Consider the following 14399-nt stretch of genomic DNA (forward strand, 5'->3'; position numbering starts at 1 on the left):
ATCACTGCTCCCGGGCTGCGCCGAGCAACCAGGCAACACCGTCACCTGGGGCACTGAACGTGCGTCCCGCCTGCTTCGCGAGACTCGCCAAGCTGGCGCGGAGTGTCAGCAACGCGTCGTCGAAAGCGTCCTCGTCCAGGGCATGCTTGGCCTTCGCCTCGGCGAACTCAGCCACGCACTGGTTGACGTAGTCAGCAGCGTCCGTGAGCCGTTCTGAAACTGCCACCTGGCGCTTCAACAACCTCGCGTTCTGCCCGGCCAGATCCACCGCCTTGTCGAAGACACCGCGCGCTGACTTGATCAGCTGGTCCGCCTTCGACACCTGATCCGGGGACACCTTGTCACCTGCTTGTGCGGTGGCTTTGGCCTGGAGCAGGAGATTCGTCAGCTCGCGAGTGGTTTTTGCGTCGCTCGTCGCATCTGAAACCACGACACCCGGCAGTCCGGGGATGCTCACACTGGCAGGCTTCTGGACGACCGGCTTGAGTTCATCCGGAAGCCGCGAGTCGAGATAGCGGTTGTGAAAGTCTGCCTCAGCCAGGCGCAAGGTGGTCTTCGGGTAGTTCAGCACGACCATCGCGAGACGGGACTCCTTGAGCTGCAAGGCCGCATCAGGATCCATCGCCGCCAGCTTCTCGTAGTCGCGGTGGAGTTCACGCAGCTTTTCCTGGTGGTCTTCGAAGTCGACCAGCCTCAGCGTCGCGCCGCCGGTCGTCGCGCTCCGCTCGATCGCGTCCCTGATGAGCTCATAAACCCACCTGTCCTTGCGGAGCGTCGCGATCTTGATGTTGAACTCGCGGGCGACGTCGTCCTCACGGCGGCCTTCTGCCAGCTGCTCTTCGATCGCCATGAGCCTGTTGATGTACGAATACTCGCGCCGCTTGTCACGACGCAGCTGAAGAGCGAGCTCCACGCGGTTGATGTCGCTACGAGAGGTGTCCTGGGGCAGGACACCAACCCTGATGTCCTTGACACCGAGCTCCAGCAGCGCCGCTCGCCGGGTGTTGCCATCGACCAGGATGCCTTCCCGGGTGATGATCCCCGGTTCCTTCTGCTGGAAGTCGTCCAACTCCTCCATCAGCGCGGTGTAGTCGGGATCCAGCTGATTGGGGTTTGACGGCCGACGGGTGAGCAGGTGGCGTAGGTAGTCCTGGCTCTCGCTGCTCCAGGGGTTTTCGTCAAGTGCTTTGTCGCGCACCGGGTCGAGCGTGCGCTGAGCCCTGACCCGGTGAGTGTCGGGGTTGAAGTACAGCAACTCCACCGGCATTGATATGACGTCCAGGTGCTTCTGCTCGCCGCGCCAGTCGACAGTGACCTTGGCGCCCTTCTCGAGCAGGGCCTGCGCAAGCCGCTCCTCCACGACAGAGCGGATGTGGTCGCCTTGCGGTGGAACGCCAAACTTCCGAGACATGCACTGGCCTCCAGCTGGACTGTCCGATCTTGCCCTGCCTGCATCATCGCAGGAACCACTGACAATGTTGCGGCTCTTGATCCACAATGTGTGAACCCCTGTGAGAACGGAGTGGAGTTGGCGATCCCGGAGTGGAACGATCCATCGTTGAAGGCAGGCACCATGGTCAGGGGTGCATTGTGGCTGTTGCAGCTGGTCGGTGAGGGCAACAGGTTCACCAAGGGCCAGCTCAGGGAGGCTTTTCCCGGCGTATCGCAGGCTGACCGCCGCATTCGTGATCTGCGTGATTACGGTTGGGTGATCCTCACGAACACCGAGGATGCGACGCTGACGGCAGAGGATCAGCGGTTCGTGAAGGCTGGAGTTCCTGTGTGGGATCCGGCGGCCCGCGCGGCGGCCGCGCCACAGAAGGCTGTTTCCGCCAAGGAGAAGAAGGCGGTGATGGCGCGTGACCATTACATGTGCACGAGCTGCGGTATTTCTGGTGGCGAGGAATACTTGGACGACTCGAACCAGACGGCCGTGTTGTCGGTGACCAGGCAAGAGGTGGTCATGCCTGGTGGTGAGCGGGAGATCCAGCTGACCACCGAGTGCAAGCGGTGCCGGGCCGGCTCTGATGACGTACCAGTGAGGGCTGATGACGTGCTGGAGACGATCAGAGGCCTCGATCAGGCCGATCGTGCGCGGCTGCTGCGCTGGATGAATCGTGGCCGCCGTGGTTCGACCGCGTTGGAACGAGCGTGGAACTCATATCGGCGCCTGCCCGATGACGCCAAGGACGCTGTGAGGGCAGATTTGCTCAACTGATCCCGTGAGCAAGCCACCGGATGGTAAGCATGTCCGCTCAAGATCGTAGCCCGAAGCGTTAGGGGTAAGACCATGACTGAAACCCCTGTGAGTTCAGATGTCGAGCTCGAGCTCGTGCGAGCCGAATTGTACAGGCTTGATCCGGACGGCGGGAGGTTCGCAAGCGTTCTCCGGGCGACCTACGACCAATTGTACGACGGTCAGAGGACTGGCCGATGGAACTACGATCAGTTGCACAAGACCGAGAAAACCCACATGGGCACGTTGGTTGAAATCAACCTGCATCGTGAGTTCAAGTTCAGTGATGGTGATCAGACCGATTACCGGATCGCTGGTGTACAGGTCGACTGCAAGTTCTCCAAGTCCTGGGGAGAGTGGATGCTCCCACCGGAGTCCTGGAATCACATCTGTCTGGTCGTCTGGGCGAGTGATGCGGAAAGCGCCTGGTCGGCAGGCCTGCTCAGGGTGGACGGGAATCAGCTCACCGCGGCGAACAGGGACAACAAGCGGCGGTTGAAGCCCGAGGGCAGGTCGGCAGTCGTCCAGCTATGGCCGGATCGCGGTGTACTGCCGAAGAACCTGTTGCTTCACATGGACGGCGCAGCTCGCGATCGGGTTTTCAGCGCGACCGCCAAGCGGGGGAATCAGCACGGGCAAGCGCGGGTGAACCAGTTGTTCCGCGAGTTGCAGGGTGTGCTGGTCAGCCGGACTGTGATTGCAACCGTTGCACAGCAGGACGACTTCATGAAGCGCGTGCGAGGTTACGGAGGCGCGCGGACCTACCTGCGTCCTGAAGGGATTCTGGTGCTGGGGCACCAAGACAACGACCCGGCGGTGGCACGTGATCTCGGGCTTCCAGTACCTCGCAAGGGCGAGGTCGTCGCGGCGCGAGTGGTGCCTGCCTCCGCAGGAGACACAAGGTCATCTGCGGAAATCGAAGGACGTCGCTGGGTGATCGCGGCCGCTTCAGATTCCGTGTACGAAGCGCCTGTCGTCCCGCGAAAGCAGGATGAGTACTAGCCCCGCGTGTCCGAAGCTGATTACGCGGAAAGTGTCAGACTTCGGAGGTAGGGTCGAACTCATGTTCGGTCTGCCTCAGTGCGGCCACGACAGCGCCGACAGCGTCCGGCACCTGCTCGTGCTCCCAGAACCGCAGGACACGCCACCCTGCGGCGTTCAGCGCCGCGTTCACAGACTGGTCGCGTTCAATGTTCCTCCGGAGCTTGGGAGTCCAGTACCACTCGTTGGTGGTGGGTTGTCTGCCGTGCTCGGGGCAAACGTGCCAGAAGCAGCCGTCGACGAAGACCGCCACCTTGCGTGCGGTGAAGACGATGTCCGGCTTGACTCGCATCCCGCCGTCGAGCCGGAGCAGGTGGTCCTTGCGGTAGCGGTACCCGAGCTTGAACAGAGCGCTTCGCAACGCGATCTCGGGCTTCGTCTCCGAGCGCCGGTTCGCGCTCATGTTGCGAGAGCGGCCTTCGTTGAGCGGCGCTGGGTAGAGGCCGGCGGTGTGGGCGCGCTGCCGGGCTTCCGCCCTGCTCTTATCAGACATATGGGATCACCTGGGCCGATGGCCGGCGGGGAACGCTGAACACCGATGGACGATACTGCACCACGTCAATCGCCTGATCATGCTCGCCCTGGGGAGGAGTTCCTGTGCAGAACCTCGAAGTCGTAGAGATCTGCGCTGGTGCCGGAGGTCAGGCGCTGGGCCTTGAGAAGGCGGGATTCAAGCATCGGCTCGCCGTTGAACTAGACGCCAACGCTTCCGCGACCCTCCGGCGGAATCTCCCGCACGCGGAGGTAGCCACGGGAGACGTCGCCGACTCCGACGTGTGGAACCCGATGGAGCACCTCGGGGTACCTCTGCTCGCGGGTGGCGTGCCATGCCCGCCGTTCAGCATCGCGGGTAAGCAACTGGGCGCAAACGATGAGCGTGATCTCTTCGCGTGGGCGGTCGAGCTGTGCGAGGTGATCAGGCCGCAAGCGTTGATGCTGGAGAACGTCAGGGGCTTGAGCATGCCCCGGTTCGCTGGCTACCGGCAGCACGTGCTCGACCGGCTCGGGCAGATGGGTTACGTCGCCGAATGGCGACTGCTCCATGCGTCCGAATTCGGAGTGCCGCAGCTCAGGCCGAGGTTTGTTCTTGTCGCGCTGCAGGATCAGTATGCCCCGTACTTCGCCTGGCCGAAGCCGCTGAGCACCACGCCGACTGTCGGAGAGGTGCTGCGGGACCTGATGGCATCACGCGGGTGGAAAGGCGCGGACGACTGGGCGCGCCGTGCGAACGGTATCGGCCCGACCATCGTCGGCGGTTCGAAGAAGCACGGCGGGGCGGATCTTGGGCCGACGAGGGCCAAACGCGCGTGGGCTGAGCTCGGCGTCGACGCGATGGGCGTCGCCGATGAACCGCCGGCGCCTGGTGACGTGTTCAAGGTGGGGCCCAAGCTCACCTGCGAGATGGTGGCCCGCATTCAGGGCTGGCAGGACACCGACGAGTGGATCTTTGAAGGTCGGAAGACGTCGCGGTACAGGCAAATCGGCAATGCGTTCCCACCCCCCGTCGCGGAGGCGATCGGCACCTCAATTCGCCGGGCGCTGAGGAAGACGGGCAAACGCCATGAACGGGACGTCAACGCAGATCAGGATCCGATCTACCGCGTGCTGCGCGACAGCGGTGAGTTCATGACGCACCGGCAGCTTGAGAAGGCTGTCGGAAGGGCCTTGGAGTCATACGAACTGGAGCGCGCGATCAGTGCTCTCAGCAGAGACTTCACGGTTGAGATTCGCAACGGCTCGAGCGCGACGGCTTACCGGCTGGGATCGTTCAAGGGATTCGTGGGACAGGACGACCACCTGAGGCACGAGTTGTTCTTGAAGCATCGCGCCAAGATCAGCTAGTCCGGTCGCAGGTCTGCAGCGGGTTGTCATGCATCGGAGACTGCCGGGTGTGAAAATGGGTGGCTTCTCGAGCCTGCGGCTGTTGTGTCGTCACGAGTTTGAAGAAATCAAGCTGCAGCAGGCAAAGTGACGGTGAACGCGGCCCCGCCCTCCGGCGCCGGCCCAGCCGTGATCGTCCCACCCATCCGAGTCACGAGCCCGTGCACCAACGCGAGCCCAACCCCGGTCCCCACCGGCCGGCTCTCCTGGTACCGCGCATGCAGCACCCCGCGGTCGAACGCCACCGGGTAGTCCTCCGGCGCCAGCCCCGGCCCGCCGTCCCGCACCTCGAGCACGGACGACAGGGCTAGCACGACGGGGCGGCCGGCTGGCGTGACGCGCAGAGCGTTCTCCATCAGCCCATCGATGACCTGACGCAACCGTCGCGCATCGGCGTACACCACCGGGGAGGACGACACCTCCAACGAAAAGATCACCCCACGCGCGTGGGAGCGGGCGTGCCACACCTCGGCGGCCGAACGGACAACGGGTTCCAGGCCTACGGCGGCCATGTCCAGGCGGAAGTCGTCGGCGCCCAGGCGGGCCAGGTCCAGCAGGTCGGTGACCAGGCGGTCGAGGCGACGGGCCTCGTCGAGGATCACGGTGCCGACCGGTGCTACCTGCGCGCCGGAGACCACGCCGTCCGCCAACGACTCCGCGAAGCCCGTCACGGCGGTCAGCGGGGTGCGGAGTTCGTGGGAGACGGACAGCAGGAAGTCGCGCTGGCGGGATTCGCTGCGCTGCAAGGCATCCGCCAGCGAGTTCACGGACGCTGCCACCTCTGCCAGCTCGGACGGACCGGAGACCGGCACGCGGAGGTCGCGTCGGCCCGCGCTCATCGAGTGGGCGACGGACGCCACGCGGCGTAGCGGGCGGGCCAGGAAAGTGCCCAGGGCCAAGCCTGCCAGGCACGCTACGGCCAGGCCGATGCCCAGCGCGAACAGCACGTTCCGGACCAGTTTGCGGTAGGTGGTGCCGGTCTCGGTTTCCTGGACCAGGGCGAAGCCGCCCGCCCCCGACGGACGGGCTTCCACGTTCAGACGGCCGCTCACCCCGGACACAGGAGAACCGCCCAGCACACGGCCTACGCCAACCTCACGTGCCGCGCGCACCGCCGAACGATCCGCGCCCGACACCTCACCGGAAGCGGAGATCCGCACGATCGCGATGCCCTGACCTTCCAGGACCTGCTCGATTCGGTTGTTGGAGATCTGGCCAGCCACCACGTCGGCCTGGGAGCGCAGGATCTCGCGGCTCACTTGTTGCGAGGTCGACAGAACGAGGCGCGTTGAGACGACGCCGGCGACGAGCACGGCGACGAAAGCGACTCCCAGGCACAGCAGGGCGATCCGGGCTGCCAGGTTCATGACGCGTCCGCCGAGTAGCCGACGCCGCGCACTGTCCGAATTGGACTCAGTGCGCCGAACTTGGCGCGCAGCTGGGCGATGTGGACGTCGACGGTCCGGGTGCCGGCCACGGACGAGTAGCCCCACACCGCGCTCAGCAGCTGCTCGCGGGAGAACACCTGGCGCGGGTGCTTCATCAGGTGAGCGAGCAGCCCGAACTCCGTTGAGGTCAAAGACACCTCGTCAGAACCGGCGAACGCACGCCGTTCGCTCACATCGAGCCGTACGGAACCCACCTGCAGAACGTCCGGCACACCCCCGGATGAGCGTCGCAGGACCGTACGCACGCGCAGCGCGAGCTCGCGTGGGCTGAAGGGCTTGGTGATGTAGTCGTCGGCGCCCAGTTCCAGTCCCAGCAGGCGGTCCACCTCGTCGTCGCGGGCCGTCACGAACAGCACCGGGGTCCAGTCGCCTGCGGCACGCAGGGCGCGGCAGACCTCGATGCCGTTCATGCCGGGCAGGCCGACGTCCAGGACCACCGCCACCGGCGACAGGGTCCGGACCGCGGCCAGTGCCGCGTCCCCCGAGGACTCGAGGTGCACGCCGAACCCGTCGCGCCGCAGGTACAGCGCGACGAGCTCGGCGATCGCCGGTTCGTCCTCCACGACGAGCACCAGGCCACGTTCCACGCGTTCACCCCGGCTGGTTGATGTCCGACTCGATGCTGTTCAGCGTTGATTCCACATCATCGAGGTCCGGCGGCGGGGCCTCGCCCCGGCACGCCGTCAGGGACACCAGCAGAACCAGAGCGGCAACCCACCTCACTTGGATCCGCAGTGCTCGGACTTGAACTTGGCGACCCGCTCCGCGGCCTTCGACAGCTTCACGAGCTGGGCGTCCCGCAGCTTCAGCCGCGCGTCCAGCACGTCCGCGCGCGCCGTGTTGCCGGCCTTGCGGGCGTCAGCGGCCTTCTGCTCGATCCACTTCTTCGATCCCAGCGTCTCCGCGGTCCCGTTGATCCTGTCGGTCAAGGCCTTCACGCGAGCCTCGACCCTGGGAACGCGGTTCGAGCAGATCTGCTGCACCTTCTCGGGGCTGATCGTGATCGGTTCCTGCGCCGACGCGGTTCCCGCGCCCAACAACAGCAGTCCGGCCACGAGCCCACCGATTCGCGAAATGTTCATGACACAGAACGATGACCGCGCACCATCAGAGCTGGATCCGCCCCATGTTCGGGTTGTGCAAAGATCATCCCAGCAAAGATCACCTCAGGGCGACCCCGCGCGCCGCCGCGGCCTGGAGCATCGGGCGCATCCGGTCCCACACGCGCTCGGACCGCAGCCCCTCCGCCGCGCTCACGGCCCGCATCCCGACGGCCTGTCCCTGATCGTTGTCGCCGTCCAGGAAATGGCACGTGGCGAGCGCGATCAGGCAGAACGTCGAGCTGCGCGCCATCGCGGGCCCGAACCGCTCGACCGCGGTCGACAACGCCGGAATCGCGTTCCGGGTGTCGCCGAGCTCCGCGTGGACGGTGCCGATCATCGCGGTCAGGTCCGTTTCGTCGTGGAACCGCGCCCAGTCCGGCACGTGCGCCAGATCCGCTTCCGCGAACGAGTCCTGGGCCTTCGCCAAGGCACGCAACGCTTCCGCGGAACGGGCCTGACGCGCGCACGCCCACGCCTCGTTCGAGTACATGATGCTCGACGCCAACGGCGCGAGAGCACCCCTCTGGAAGTACGCCAGCGCATCGCCCGGTGCGCCGTGGTGCAGATGTACGCGACCACGCCGGTACACGATGTTGGTCGTCAGGTCCTCGTCGTGACGCGCGAAGTCCAGCGCACGGTCGAAGTGGTGGTACGCAGCCCCGACCTGGCCGCTGTCGAACGACGTCCACCCGGCCAGGTTGTGCAGATCCGCGACAGCGGACAACAGGCGTGAACGAACGACATCCGAAGCTTCTGCCGCCAGCAGCTGCTCCGCCCAGTAGATCCGCACGACGACGGCGTCCCGGCACGCCCCTCCGCCGTACTGGTAGTCGACCGACCTGAGGGAACGGGTCTGCGACTCCAGCTGTTCCACATCGCTCATGCCGATGCGGGCGGAGCGCGGGGGAGGGAAGTACGCAGGATCTGCCATGTGGGATACCTCTGCGCTGCGTCGTAGTAATCCGAGCGTATGGCGCGCACGAGCGGCTGAGAAGAGGGTTCTATGCCGCATGGAATTCGACGCAGATGGCGGTTAAACAGGTAGTAATGCGGGTATACCTGGTCGCGCCGACGCGGCAGTGTTCTTGAGATGAAGCGACGCGCGCATCTGCGGCTGGTGACGTCCTTCGAGGCCGGGGACACGACCTTGATGGCGGTCCTCACCGCCGAGGACCTGGCCGAGGAGCTCGGTCTCGACCCCCACGCCCGAGTGACGTGCGGCCTGCATCGTCGCTGGTTGCATCAGTGCGTCGCTTCGCCGGACCACGTCATCCCCGTCACGGGACACCGCTGGTGCCGCCCGTGCCGCCGCCCTCTCGAGGTGCACGTCGACGAGACGACTGCGCGCCTTTCCTGTCCCAGGTGTGGCACTGGAACACCGGACACGGCAGCGAACCGCCAGGTTGTCAGGGCGTGCCGCACAAGTCTCGCGGCGAGCCACGCCCAGTAGAACGACCCGGAAGCGTTAAGCCTGGTGGGTGAAGACGGCGGCTTCCGGGAGATAGCTCGGTGGCCGCTGGCTGTCCTCCGGCACGTCGAGCAACGCCCAGATGATGTGCCGGCCACCACCGGCCGGCGTCTCGCCCAAGGTGAAGTTGCAGACGGCGATGGAAGCGATGTCCCGCCGCATGACGTGCCACTGCCTGAGGTCCAGCCGTGTGGTCGTGCGCACGGCAACGGACAACTTGTCGCCGCGCATGCGCAGCAGCAGCGCGAGAGGGTTGTCGTCTTCGAGGTGTGACACGAGCTCAACGGCCACCTGTGGCGCAACGTCGAGCATCGACTGGACGCCCCACCGTTCGCAGGCGCGTTCGGTGATCCGCTCGGCCACGTGCGGCAGGCAGCGGCACGTCGGCAGGGCCGCGTCCACCCGGTCTTCGTGCCGCAGCCGCACGACCGCGGCCACCGCGGCCGTCGTCGTCGTGTGCAGCGGGATGTGCCGGGGGAGACCGCGCGACTCCAGCGTCGACCGCAGCTGGTGATCGGTGACGACGAGGCTCAGCGAGATGCCGGGCCAGCGCGCCGCGGACAGCCACACGACGTCGAACACCACGAGCAGCGCGGGCGACTCGGCGGCGAGGTCGTCCAGCTCCACCACCACGCCGACGAGTTCCTTGGTGGCGCAGTCGAGCAGCACGTCCTGCACACGCATGTACGTCGACCAGTCGAGTCGCCCGCTGAACCGGACGACGAGCACGCCGTTCTGCTCCCGGACGTCCACCTCGAGGCTGTCACCGGCCATGATCCGTCCCCTCCCGCACGCGTGCCCGAACTTTCGAGCCTGGCAACGTGACCGGGAGAGCCCTAGGGGGTAACTACCCGTGTTTCGGCGTTGGTGCCTCCGGGGGACGGCGTTGCAGCGGGAGATCGCGCAGACCTAGGGTGCCGCTGTGTGCGGTTTGCTTTCCCCAGGTCGCAAAGGCAATTTGCCTGCCGACACAACTAGTTTCGTCGGCCGCAGGAGCGACGTCGCCGAGGTGAGAAGGCTGCTGTCCGAGTCTCGCCTCGTCACCCTGACGGGTGTCGGCGGCGTCGGCAAGACGCGGCTGGCGTTGCGGGCGGCGGCAGAGACGAACCGTGCTTTCCGCGACGGAGCGTGGTTCGTCGAACTGAGCGGTGTCACCGACCCGGAACTGGTCGTGCACACGGTCCTGGAGCAGCTGGGCGTCCACGACGACACGGTCCGCAGGCACCGCACCGTTCTGGTGGAACACCTGCGCGACCGGCAGATGCTGATGATTCTGGACAACTGTGAACACGTCGTGGGGGCCACCGCAGACCTCGTGGACGTGTTGCTGCGCACGGTCCCCGGCCTGCGCGTGCTCGTGACGAGCCGGGAACGTCTCGGCATCGACGGAGAACACCTGTGGCAGGTCGCACCGCTGCCGCAGGACCCGGCACTGACGCTGTTCGCCGAACGAGCCGCCGCCGTCGAGCCGGGGTTCACCCTGGACGCGCGGAACCACGAGACGGTCAGCCAGATCTGCGCCCTGCTGGGTGGAATCCCATTGGCCATCGAACTGGCCGCGGTGCGTTTGCGCGTGTTGACGCTCGACCACCTTCTGTCCAGATTGGACGACACGTTCCGGGTGCTGGCCGACGGCAAGCGCGGCGGCGACCCGCGTCACCAGACGCTGCTGGCCGCGGTGGACTGGAGCTTCCACCTGTGCACGCGGTCGGAGCAGATCCTGTGGGCGCGCGCGTCGGTGTTCTCCGGCACGTTCGACCTGCAGGCGGCGGAACGGGTCTGCTCGGGTGACAGCGTCGCGCCGGAGGAAGTGATGCACTCGCTCACCGGCCTGGTCGACAAGTCGGTCGTCGTGTCCGAGCAGCAGCCGTCGGGTACCCGCTTCCGGTTGCTGGAGCCGTTGCGCCAGTACGGCCTGGAGAAGCTGCGCGGGGCCGGGCGCGAGCACGTGATGCGCGAACGGCACCGCGACTACTTCATGGAGTGGGCGGAGTGTCGGGAAAAGGAGTGGTTCGGCCCCGCCCAGCCGCAGATCTTCGCGCTCACGCGCCTGGAACACGCGAATCTGCGGTCAGCCCTGGACTTCTGCTTCGACAACGAAGGCGACCACTGCGTGCACCTCGCCAGCACGTTGTGGTTCTACTGGGCGGGCTGCGGCATGCTCGGCGAAGGCAGGCACTGGCTGGACCGCGCCCTGGTCAGGTCGGCGGCAGGCCCGCTGCGGGCGAAGGCGTTGTGGGTCAACGGTTATGTCGCGACGTTGCAGGGAGACCTCGCCGCTTCCGCGCGTATGCTGGAGGAGTGCCGCAGGTACGCCGCGGAGGTGGGTGACGAACCCGCGCTGGCCTATTCGACCCACCGCCTCGCCTGCACCCACCTGATCGGTGACGATCTCGACCTGGCTGACAACCTGTTCGAGGAGGCCATCGGTCTCTACCGCGGCCAGGGCACTGTCAACAGCCACACCATGCTCGCCGGCATCGAGCTCGCGATCTCGGCGACGTTCCGGCACGACTTCGCCGCCGCGGAACGGCTCTGCGTCGAGGCCAAAGCCGTCGGCGAGCAGCACGGCGAGCTGTGGGCGCAGGCGTACGCGATCTACGTGCTGGCGCTGTGCGCGTGGGTCAGCGGCGACTTCGCGCGCGCGGACCAGCTCGGCAGGGAGTGCCTGCGGATCAAGCGGACGTTCCACGACCTGCTCGGCATCGTGCTCGCGATCGAGGTGCTGGCCTGGATCGCGGCCTCGCAGGGCAACGCGGCGCGCGCGGCGACGTTGCTCGGTGCCACCAACGAGATCTGGCAGTCGGTCGGCTATCCCATGTTCGGGTCGCGGTACTTCGGCGCCCCGCACGGCGAATGCGAGTCCGCGGCCATCTCCGCACTGGGCGAGCAGGAGTTCCGCGCGATGTTCCGCAAGGGCATGGACCTCGAACTGGAGGACGCCATCTCGCTCGCGATCGGCGAGAAACTGATCGAGGAGCCACTGCCGATACCGGCGCCCACGCCGCTGACCCGGCGCGAGCAGCAGGTGGCCGACCTCATCGCCGGTGGCATGTCGAACAAGGAGATCGCGGCCAGGCTGGTGATCGCGCGCAGGACCGCGGAGGGGCACGTCGAGCGGATCCTCCAGAAGCTCGGCTTCACCTCACGCGCGCAGATCGCCACCTGGGTCACGGAGCGCAGGCCCTAGTCCACGCAGGGAATGCCGTCGTTCGGCGGCGGTGGAGGCGGGGCCGTGGCCAGTTCGGTCACCTTCGCCCGCACCTTGGCCTGGTCCACCTTGTTGATGTCGAGCCCGCCGAGGTGCGCACCGCCCTCGATCGGCAGCGTGTCGAACCGCACCTCCGCCGGCAGGTTCCCGGCGAAGTCGATCAGGTCGAACCCGGCGTCCAGCACGACGTCCTGCTTCGCCATGTCGATCATCGCCTGCACCGCGGACACGTCCGCGCCCTTCAGCCGCTTCGTCACGGCCGACAGGAACGCCTGCTGCCGCCGCGTGCGGTCCAGGTCGCCGTTCGGCAGCCCGTGCCGCTGCCGCACGAACGACAGAGCCTGACCCGCGTCCAGGTGCTGGGGGCCTGCGGGGAAGTCCGCGCCGGACAACGGGTCCTTCGTCGCCTTCCGCAGGCAGACGTCCACGCCACCGAGCCCGTCCGCGATGTGGAAGAAGCCGATCAGCGAGATCTCCACGAGGTGGTCGATCGGCTGGTTCAGGAACGCCGACACCGTCGCCACCTGAGCCCGGCGCCCGGCTTCACGCCCCGCGCGTTCCAGCATCCGCTTGTCGTGCGTCCCGTGGGCGCGCAGCCGGTCCTCCTCTGCGACCTTGGCCAGCCCGTAGGCCTCCTTGATCTTGCCCTCGCCGCCGGACGACAGCGGCACGAGGTTGTCACGTGGCACGGACATCGCCACCGCGGGCCCGGAAGCGGGGATGTGCAACAGGATCAGCGTGTTCGCGTTGTAGCCGCCGCGGTCGCTCTCACCCGCCTGCATGCGCCGCAGCACGTCGTCCGGCAGCGGTTCGCCGTGCAGGTCCAGCCGGGTCGTCAGACCCATGATCAGGATGTTGCGGCCGGACGCCGAACGGGGAGCGTCGTCCCCGATCGCGTAGGACCGCTCGACTCCCGTCGAGATGGTGGACACCGTCGACCACGCGATGCCGGACGCGACGAGCACGGCCGCGCACAGACTCACCCACGCGGTGCGCAGCAGGACGAGAAAGGCCGTGCGGTGACAGCCACCACGTGATCGCATGAACAGGACACCCCCTGAACTATTCTAGGTGCTCATGGGGGTTCAGCTGCCGAGTCTGGCGGCGGTCGCGGTGCTGGCGGTGTTCACGCAGACGGGAATCTGGATCGACGGGGACAACCTCGGCCGGCCCTTCGGCGTGTGGTTGGTGGCGGGCGCGGTCGTCGCTTCGGCACTCGTGCGCCGGGTGGGGTTGTGGACGGTGGCACCGGCGCCACCTCTCGTGTTCGTCGTCGTCGCGATGGGCAACGCTGTCTGGGAGCGGCAATCCCGGAGACAGGCTTTGTGGGGGAACACCAAGGAGTTCGCCGCGGACGCGGTCCCGTGGTTCGTCAACGGGTTCCCGTGGATGGTGGCGGCGGTCGGCGCGGCACTGGTGGTCGTGGTCGTCCGCGCGTTTTCTGGGGGGAAGAAGAAATGCAGGTCTTCGTCGACGCCAACGGCGGTAGACGGGTAGTCGCACGGCTGGTGAGCCTGTCCGTCGCGAGTGGACTGATCGTGTTCGCCGCCGTGGTCGGTGGCACGCTGCTGGGAATGTGGTGAACCGCGCTCCGCGGCTGCACTGGATCTCCATCCTGCTCGGGCTGGTCGTGCTCATGAGCGTGGTGTCGTTCCACGCCTACACCGCGATCAGGCCCGAGCCGGTGCAGCACGCCGGTGACCGCCGCGAGCTGCCGGAACGCACGCTCGCGCTGGCGTTCCACGGCGGCCCTGATCCGAAGTGGACACCGCGCGTCCTGAACGTGCTGAAGGAATCCGGCATCAAGGCGACCTTCTTCGTCACCGGTGCCCAGGTCACCCGCAACCCGGAGGTGACGAGGCGGATCGCCGCGGAGGGACATCAGATCGGCATCGACGGCTTCCGCGCGGAGGGCGACCACACCAACCCGCTGAACCTCGCCTTCGCGCAGGCCGCGCTCGCCGACGCGCTCGGCGTCCACACGCGGCTGACCGCGCGCCGGCCGCAGATG

16 protein-coding genes are annotated in these 14399 nt (G+C 66.7%); 7 read left to right on the forward strand and 9 right to left on the reverse strand.

What is annotated here, in order from left to right:
- Position 1 precedes the first annotated feature (1 nt).
- Positions 2-1498: a ParB N-terminal domain-containing protein gene (locus FXN61_RS20905; protein ID WP_223165532.1), complete on the reverse strand. Its 1497-nt coding sequence runs from the start codon at positions 1496-1498 to the stop codon at positions 2-4.
- Positions 1499-1528: 30 nt separating this feature from the next.
- Between FXN61_RS20905 and FXN61_RS20910 the strand changes: the two genes are divergently transcribed.
- Both FXN61_RS20910 and FXN61_RS20915 read left to right on the forward strand, forming a co-directional pair.
- Positions 1529-2218, forward strand: coding sequence for a KpnI family restriction enzyme N-terminal domain-containing protein (locus FXN61_RS20910; RefSeq protein WP_223165533.1), 690 nt, complete (start codon positions 1529-1531; stop codon positions 2216-2218).
- A gap of 72 nt (positions 2219-2290) precedes the next feature.
- The gene (locus tag FXN61_RS20915) at positions 2291-3238 is read left to right on the forward strand and encodes a NaeI family type II restriction endonuclease (protein WP_167975733.1); all 948 of its coding nucleotides are present in this window, start codon (positions 2291-2293) and stop codon (positions 3236-3238) included.
- A gap of 34 nt (positions 3239-3272) precedes the next feature.
- Here FXN61_RS20915 and FXN61_RS20920 read toward each other — a convergent pair whose 3' ends face one another.
- Positions 3273-3770, reverse strand: a complete 498-nt coding sequence (locus FXN61_RS20920; RefSeq protein ID WP_167975734.1) for a very short patch repair endonuclease — start codon at positions 3768-3770, stop codon at positions 3273-3275.
- A gap of 104 nt (positions 3771-3874) precedes the next feature.
- On the opposite strand from FXN61_RS20920, the gene FXN61_RS55515 reads away from it, so the two are divergent.
- On the forward strand, positions 3875-5119 hold the full coding sequence (locus tag FXN61_RS55515; RefSeq protein ID WP_167975735.1) for a DNA cytosine methyltransferase: 1245 nt from the start codon (positions 3875-3877) through the stop codon (positions 5117-5119).
- A gap of 107 nt (positions 5120-5226) precedes the next feature.
- Here FXN61_RS55515 and FXN61_RS20930 read toward each other — a convergent pair whose 3' ends face one another.
- The 5 genes from FXN61_RS20930 to FXN61_RS20945 form a co-directional block, all read right to left on the reverse strand.
- Positions 5227-6525: a HAMP domain-containing sensor histidine kinase gene (locus FXN61_RS20930; protein WP_167975736.1), complete on the reverse strand. Its 1299-nt coding sequence runs from the start codon at positions 6523-6525 to the stop codon at positions 5227-5229.
- The gene (locus FXN61_RS20935; RefSeq protein WP_312877887.1) at positions 6522-7193 is read right to left on the reverse strand and encodes a response regulator transcription factor; all 672 of its coding nucleotides are present in this window, start codon (positions 7191-7193) and stop codon (positions 6522-6524) included. Before FXN61_RS20935 ends, FXN61_RS20930 begins: the two co-directional genes overlap by 4 nt.
- A 4-nt stretch (positions 7194-7197) precedes the next feature.
- Positions 7198-7329 (reverse strand): hypothetical protein, encoded by a 132-nt coding sequence (locus FXN61_RS54435; protein ID WP_281360559.1) that lies wholly within the window; start codon positions 7327-7329, stop codon positions 7198-7200.
- Entirely contained in the window at positions 7326-7688 is a 363-nt protein-coding gene (locus FXN61_RS20940; protein WP_167975737.1) for a hypothetical protein, read from the reverse strand. Before FXN61_RS20940 ends, FXN61_RS54435 begins: the two co-directional genes overlap by 4 nt.
- Positions 7689-7767: 79 nt before the next feature.
- Positions 7768-8640 (reverse strand): NsdA family TPR-like regulatory protein, encoded by an 873-nt coding sequence (locus FXN61_RS20945; protein ID WP_167975738.1) that lies wholly within the window; start codon positions 8638-8640, stop codon positions 7768-7770.
- A 159-nt stretch (positions 8641-8799) separates the two neighbouring features.
- On the opposite strand from FXN61_RS20945, the gene FXN61_RS20950 reads away from it, so the two are divergent.
- Entirely contained in the window at positions 8800-9159 is a 360-nt protein-coding gene (locus FXN61_RS20950) for a hypothetical protein (RefSeq protein ID WP_312877888.1), read from the forward strand.
- Positions 9160-9174: 15 nt separating this feature from the next.
- On the opposite strand, the gene FXN61_RS20955 is transcribed toward FXN61_RS20950, so the two are convergent.
- The gene (locus FXN61_RS20955; RefSeq protein WP_167975739.1) at positions 9175-9951 is read right to left on the reverse strand and encodes an STAS domain-containing protein; all 777 of its coding nucleotides are present in this window, start codon (positions 9949-9951) and stop codon (positions 9175-9177) included.
- Positions 9952-10186: 235 nt separating this feature from the next.
- Between FXN61_RS20955 and FXN61_RS20960 the strand changes: the two genes are divergently transcribed.
- Entirely contained in the window at positions 10187-12367 is a 2181-nt protein-coding gene (locus FXN61_RS20960) for an ATP-binding protein (RefSeq protein WP_167975740.1), read from the forward strand.
- On the opposite strand, the gene FXN61_RS20965 is transcribed toward FXN61_RS20960, so the two are convergent.
- Positions 12364-13431, reverse strand: coding sequence for an LCP family protein (locus tag FXN61_RS20965; protein WP_167975741.1), 1068 nt, complete (start codon positions 13429-13431; stop codon positions 12364-12366). The genes FXN61_RS20960 and FXN61_RS20965 overlap by 4 nt on opposite strands.
- 34 nt (positions 13432-13465) lie before the next feature.
- On the opposite strand from FXN61_RS20965, the gene FXN61_RS20970 reads away from it, so the two are divergent.
- Both FXN61_RS20970 and FXN61_RS20975 read left to right on the forward strand, forming a co-directional pair.
- Positions 13466-13885, forward strand: a complete 420-nt coding sequence (locus tag FXN61_RS20970) for a DUF6542 domain-containing protein (protein WP_167975742.1) — start codon at positions 13466-13468, stop codon at positions 13883-13885.
- A gap of 82 nt (positions 13886-13967) precedes the next feature.
- The coding region (locus FXN61_RS20975) for a polysaccharide deacetylase family protein (RefSeq protein ID WP_167975743.1) at positions 13968-14399 on the forward strand (432 nt) is incomplete at its 3' end.

Origin of the sequence: Lentzea indica (assembly GCF_012184385.1) — a bacterium.
Lineage (GTDB): Bacteria > Actinomycetota > Actinomycetes > Mycobacteriales > Pseudonocardiaceae > Lentzea > Lentzea indica.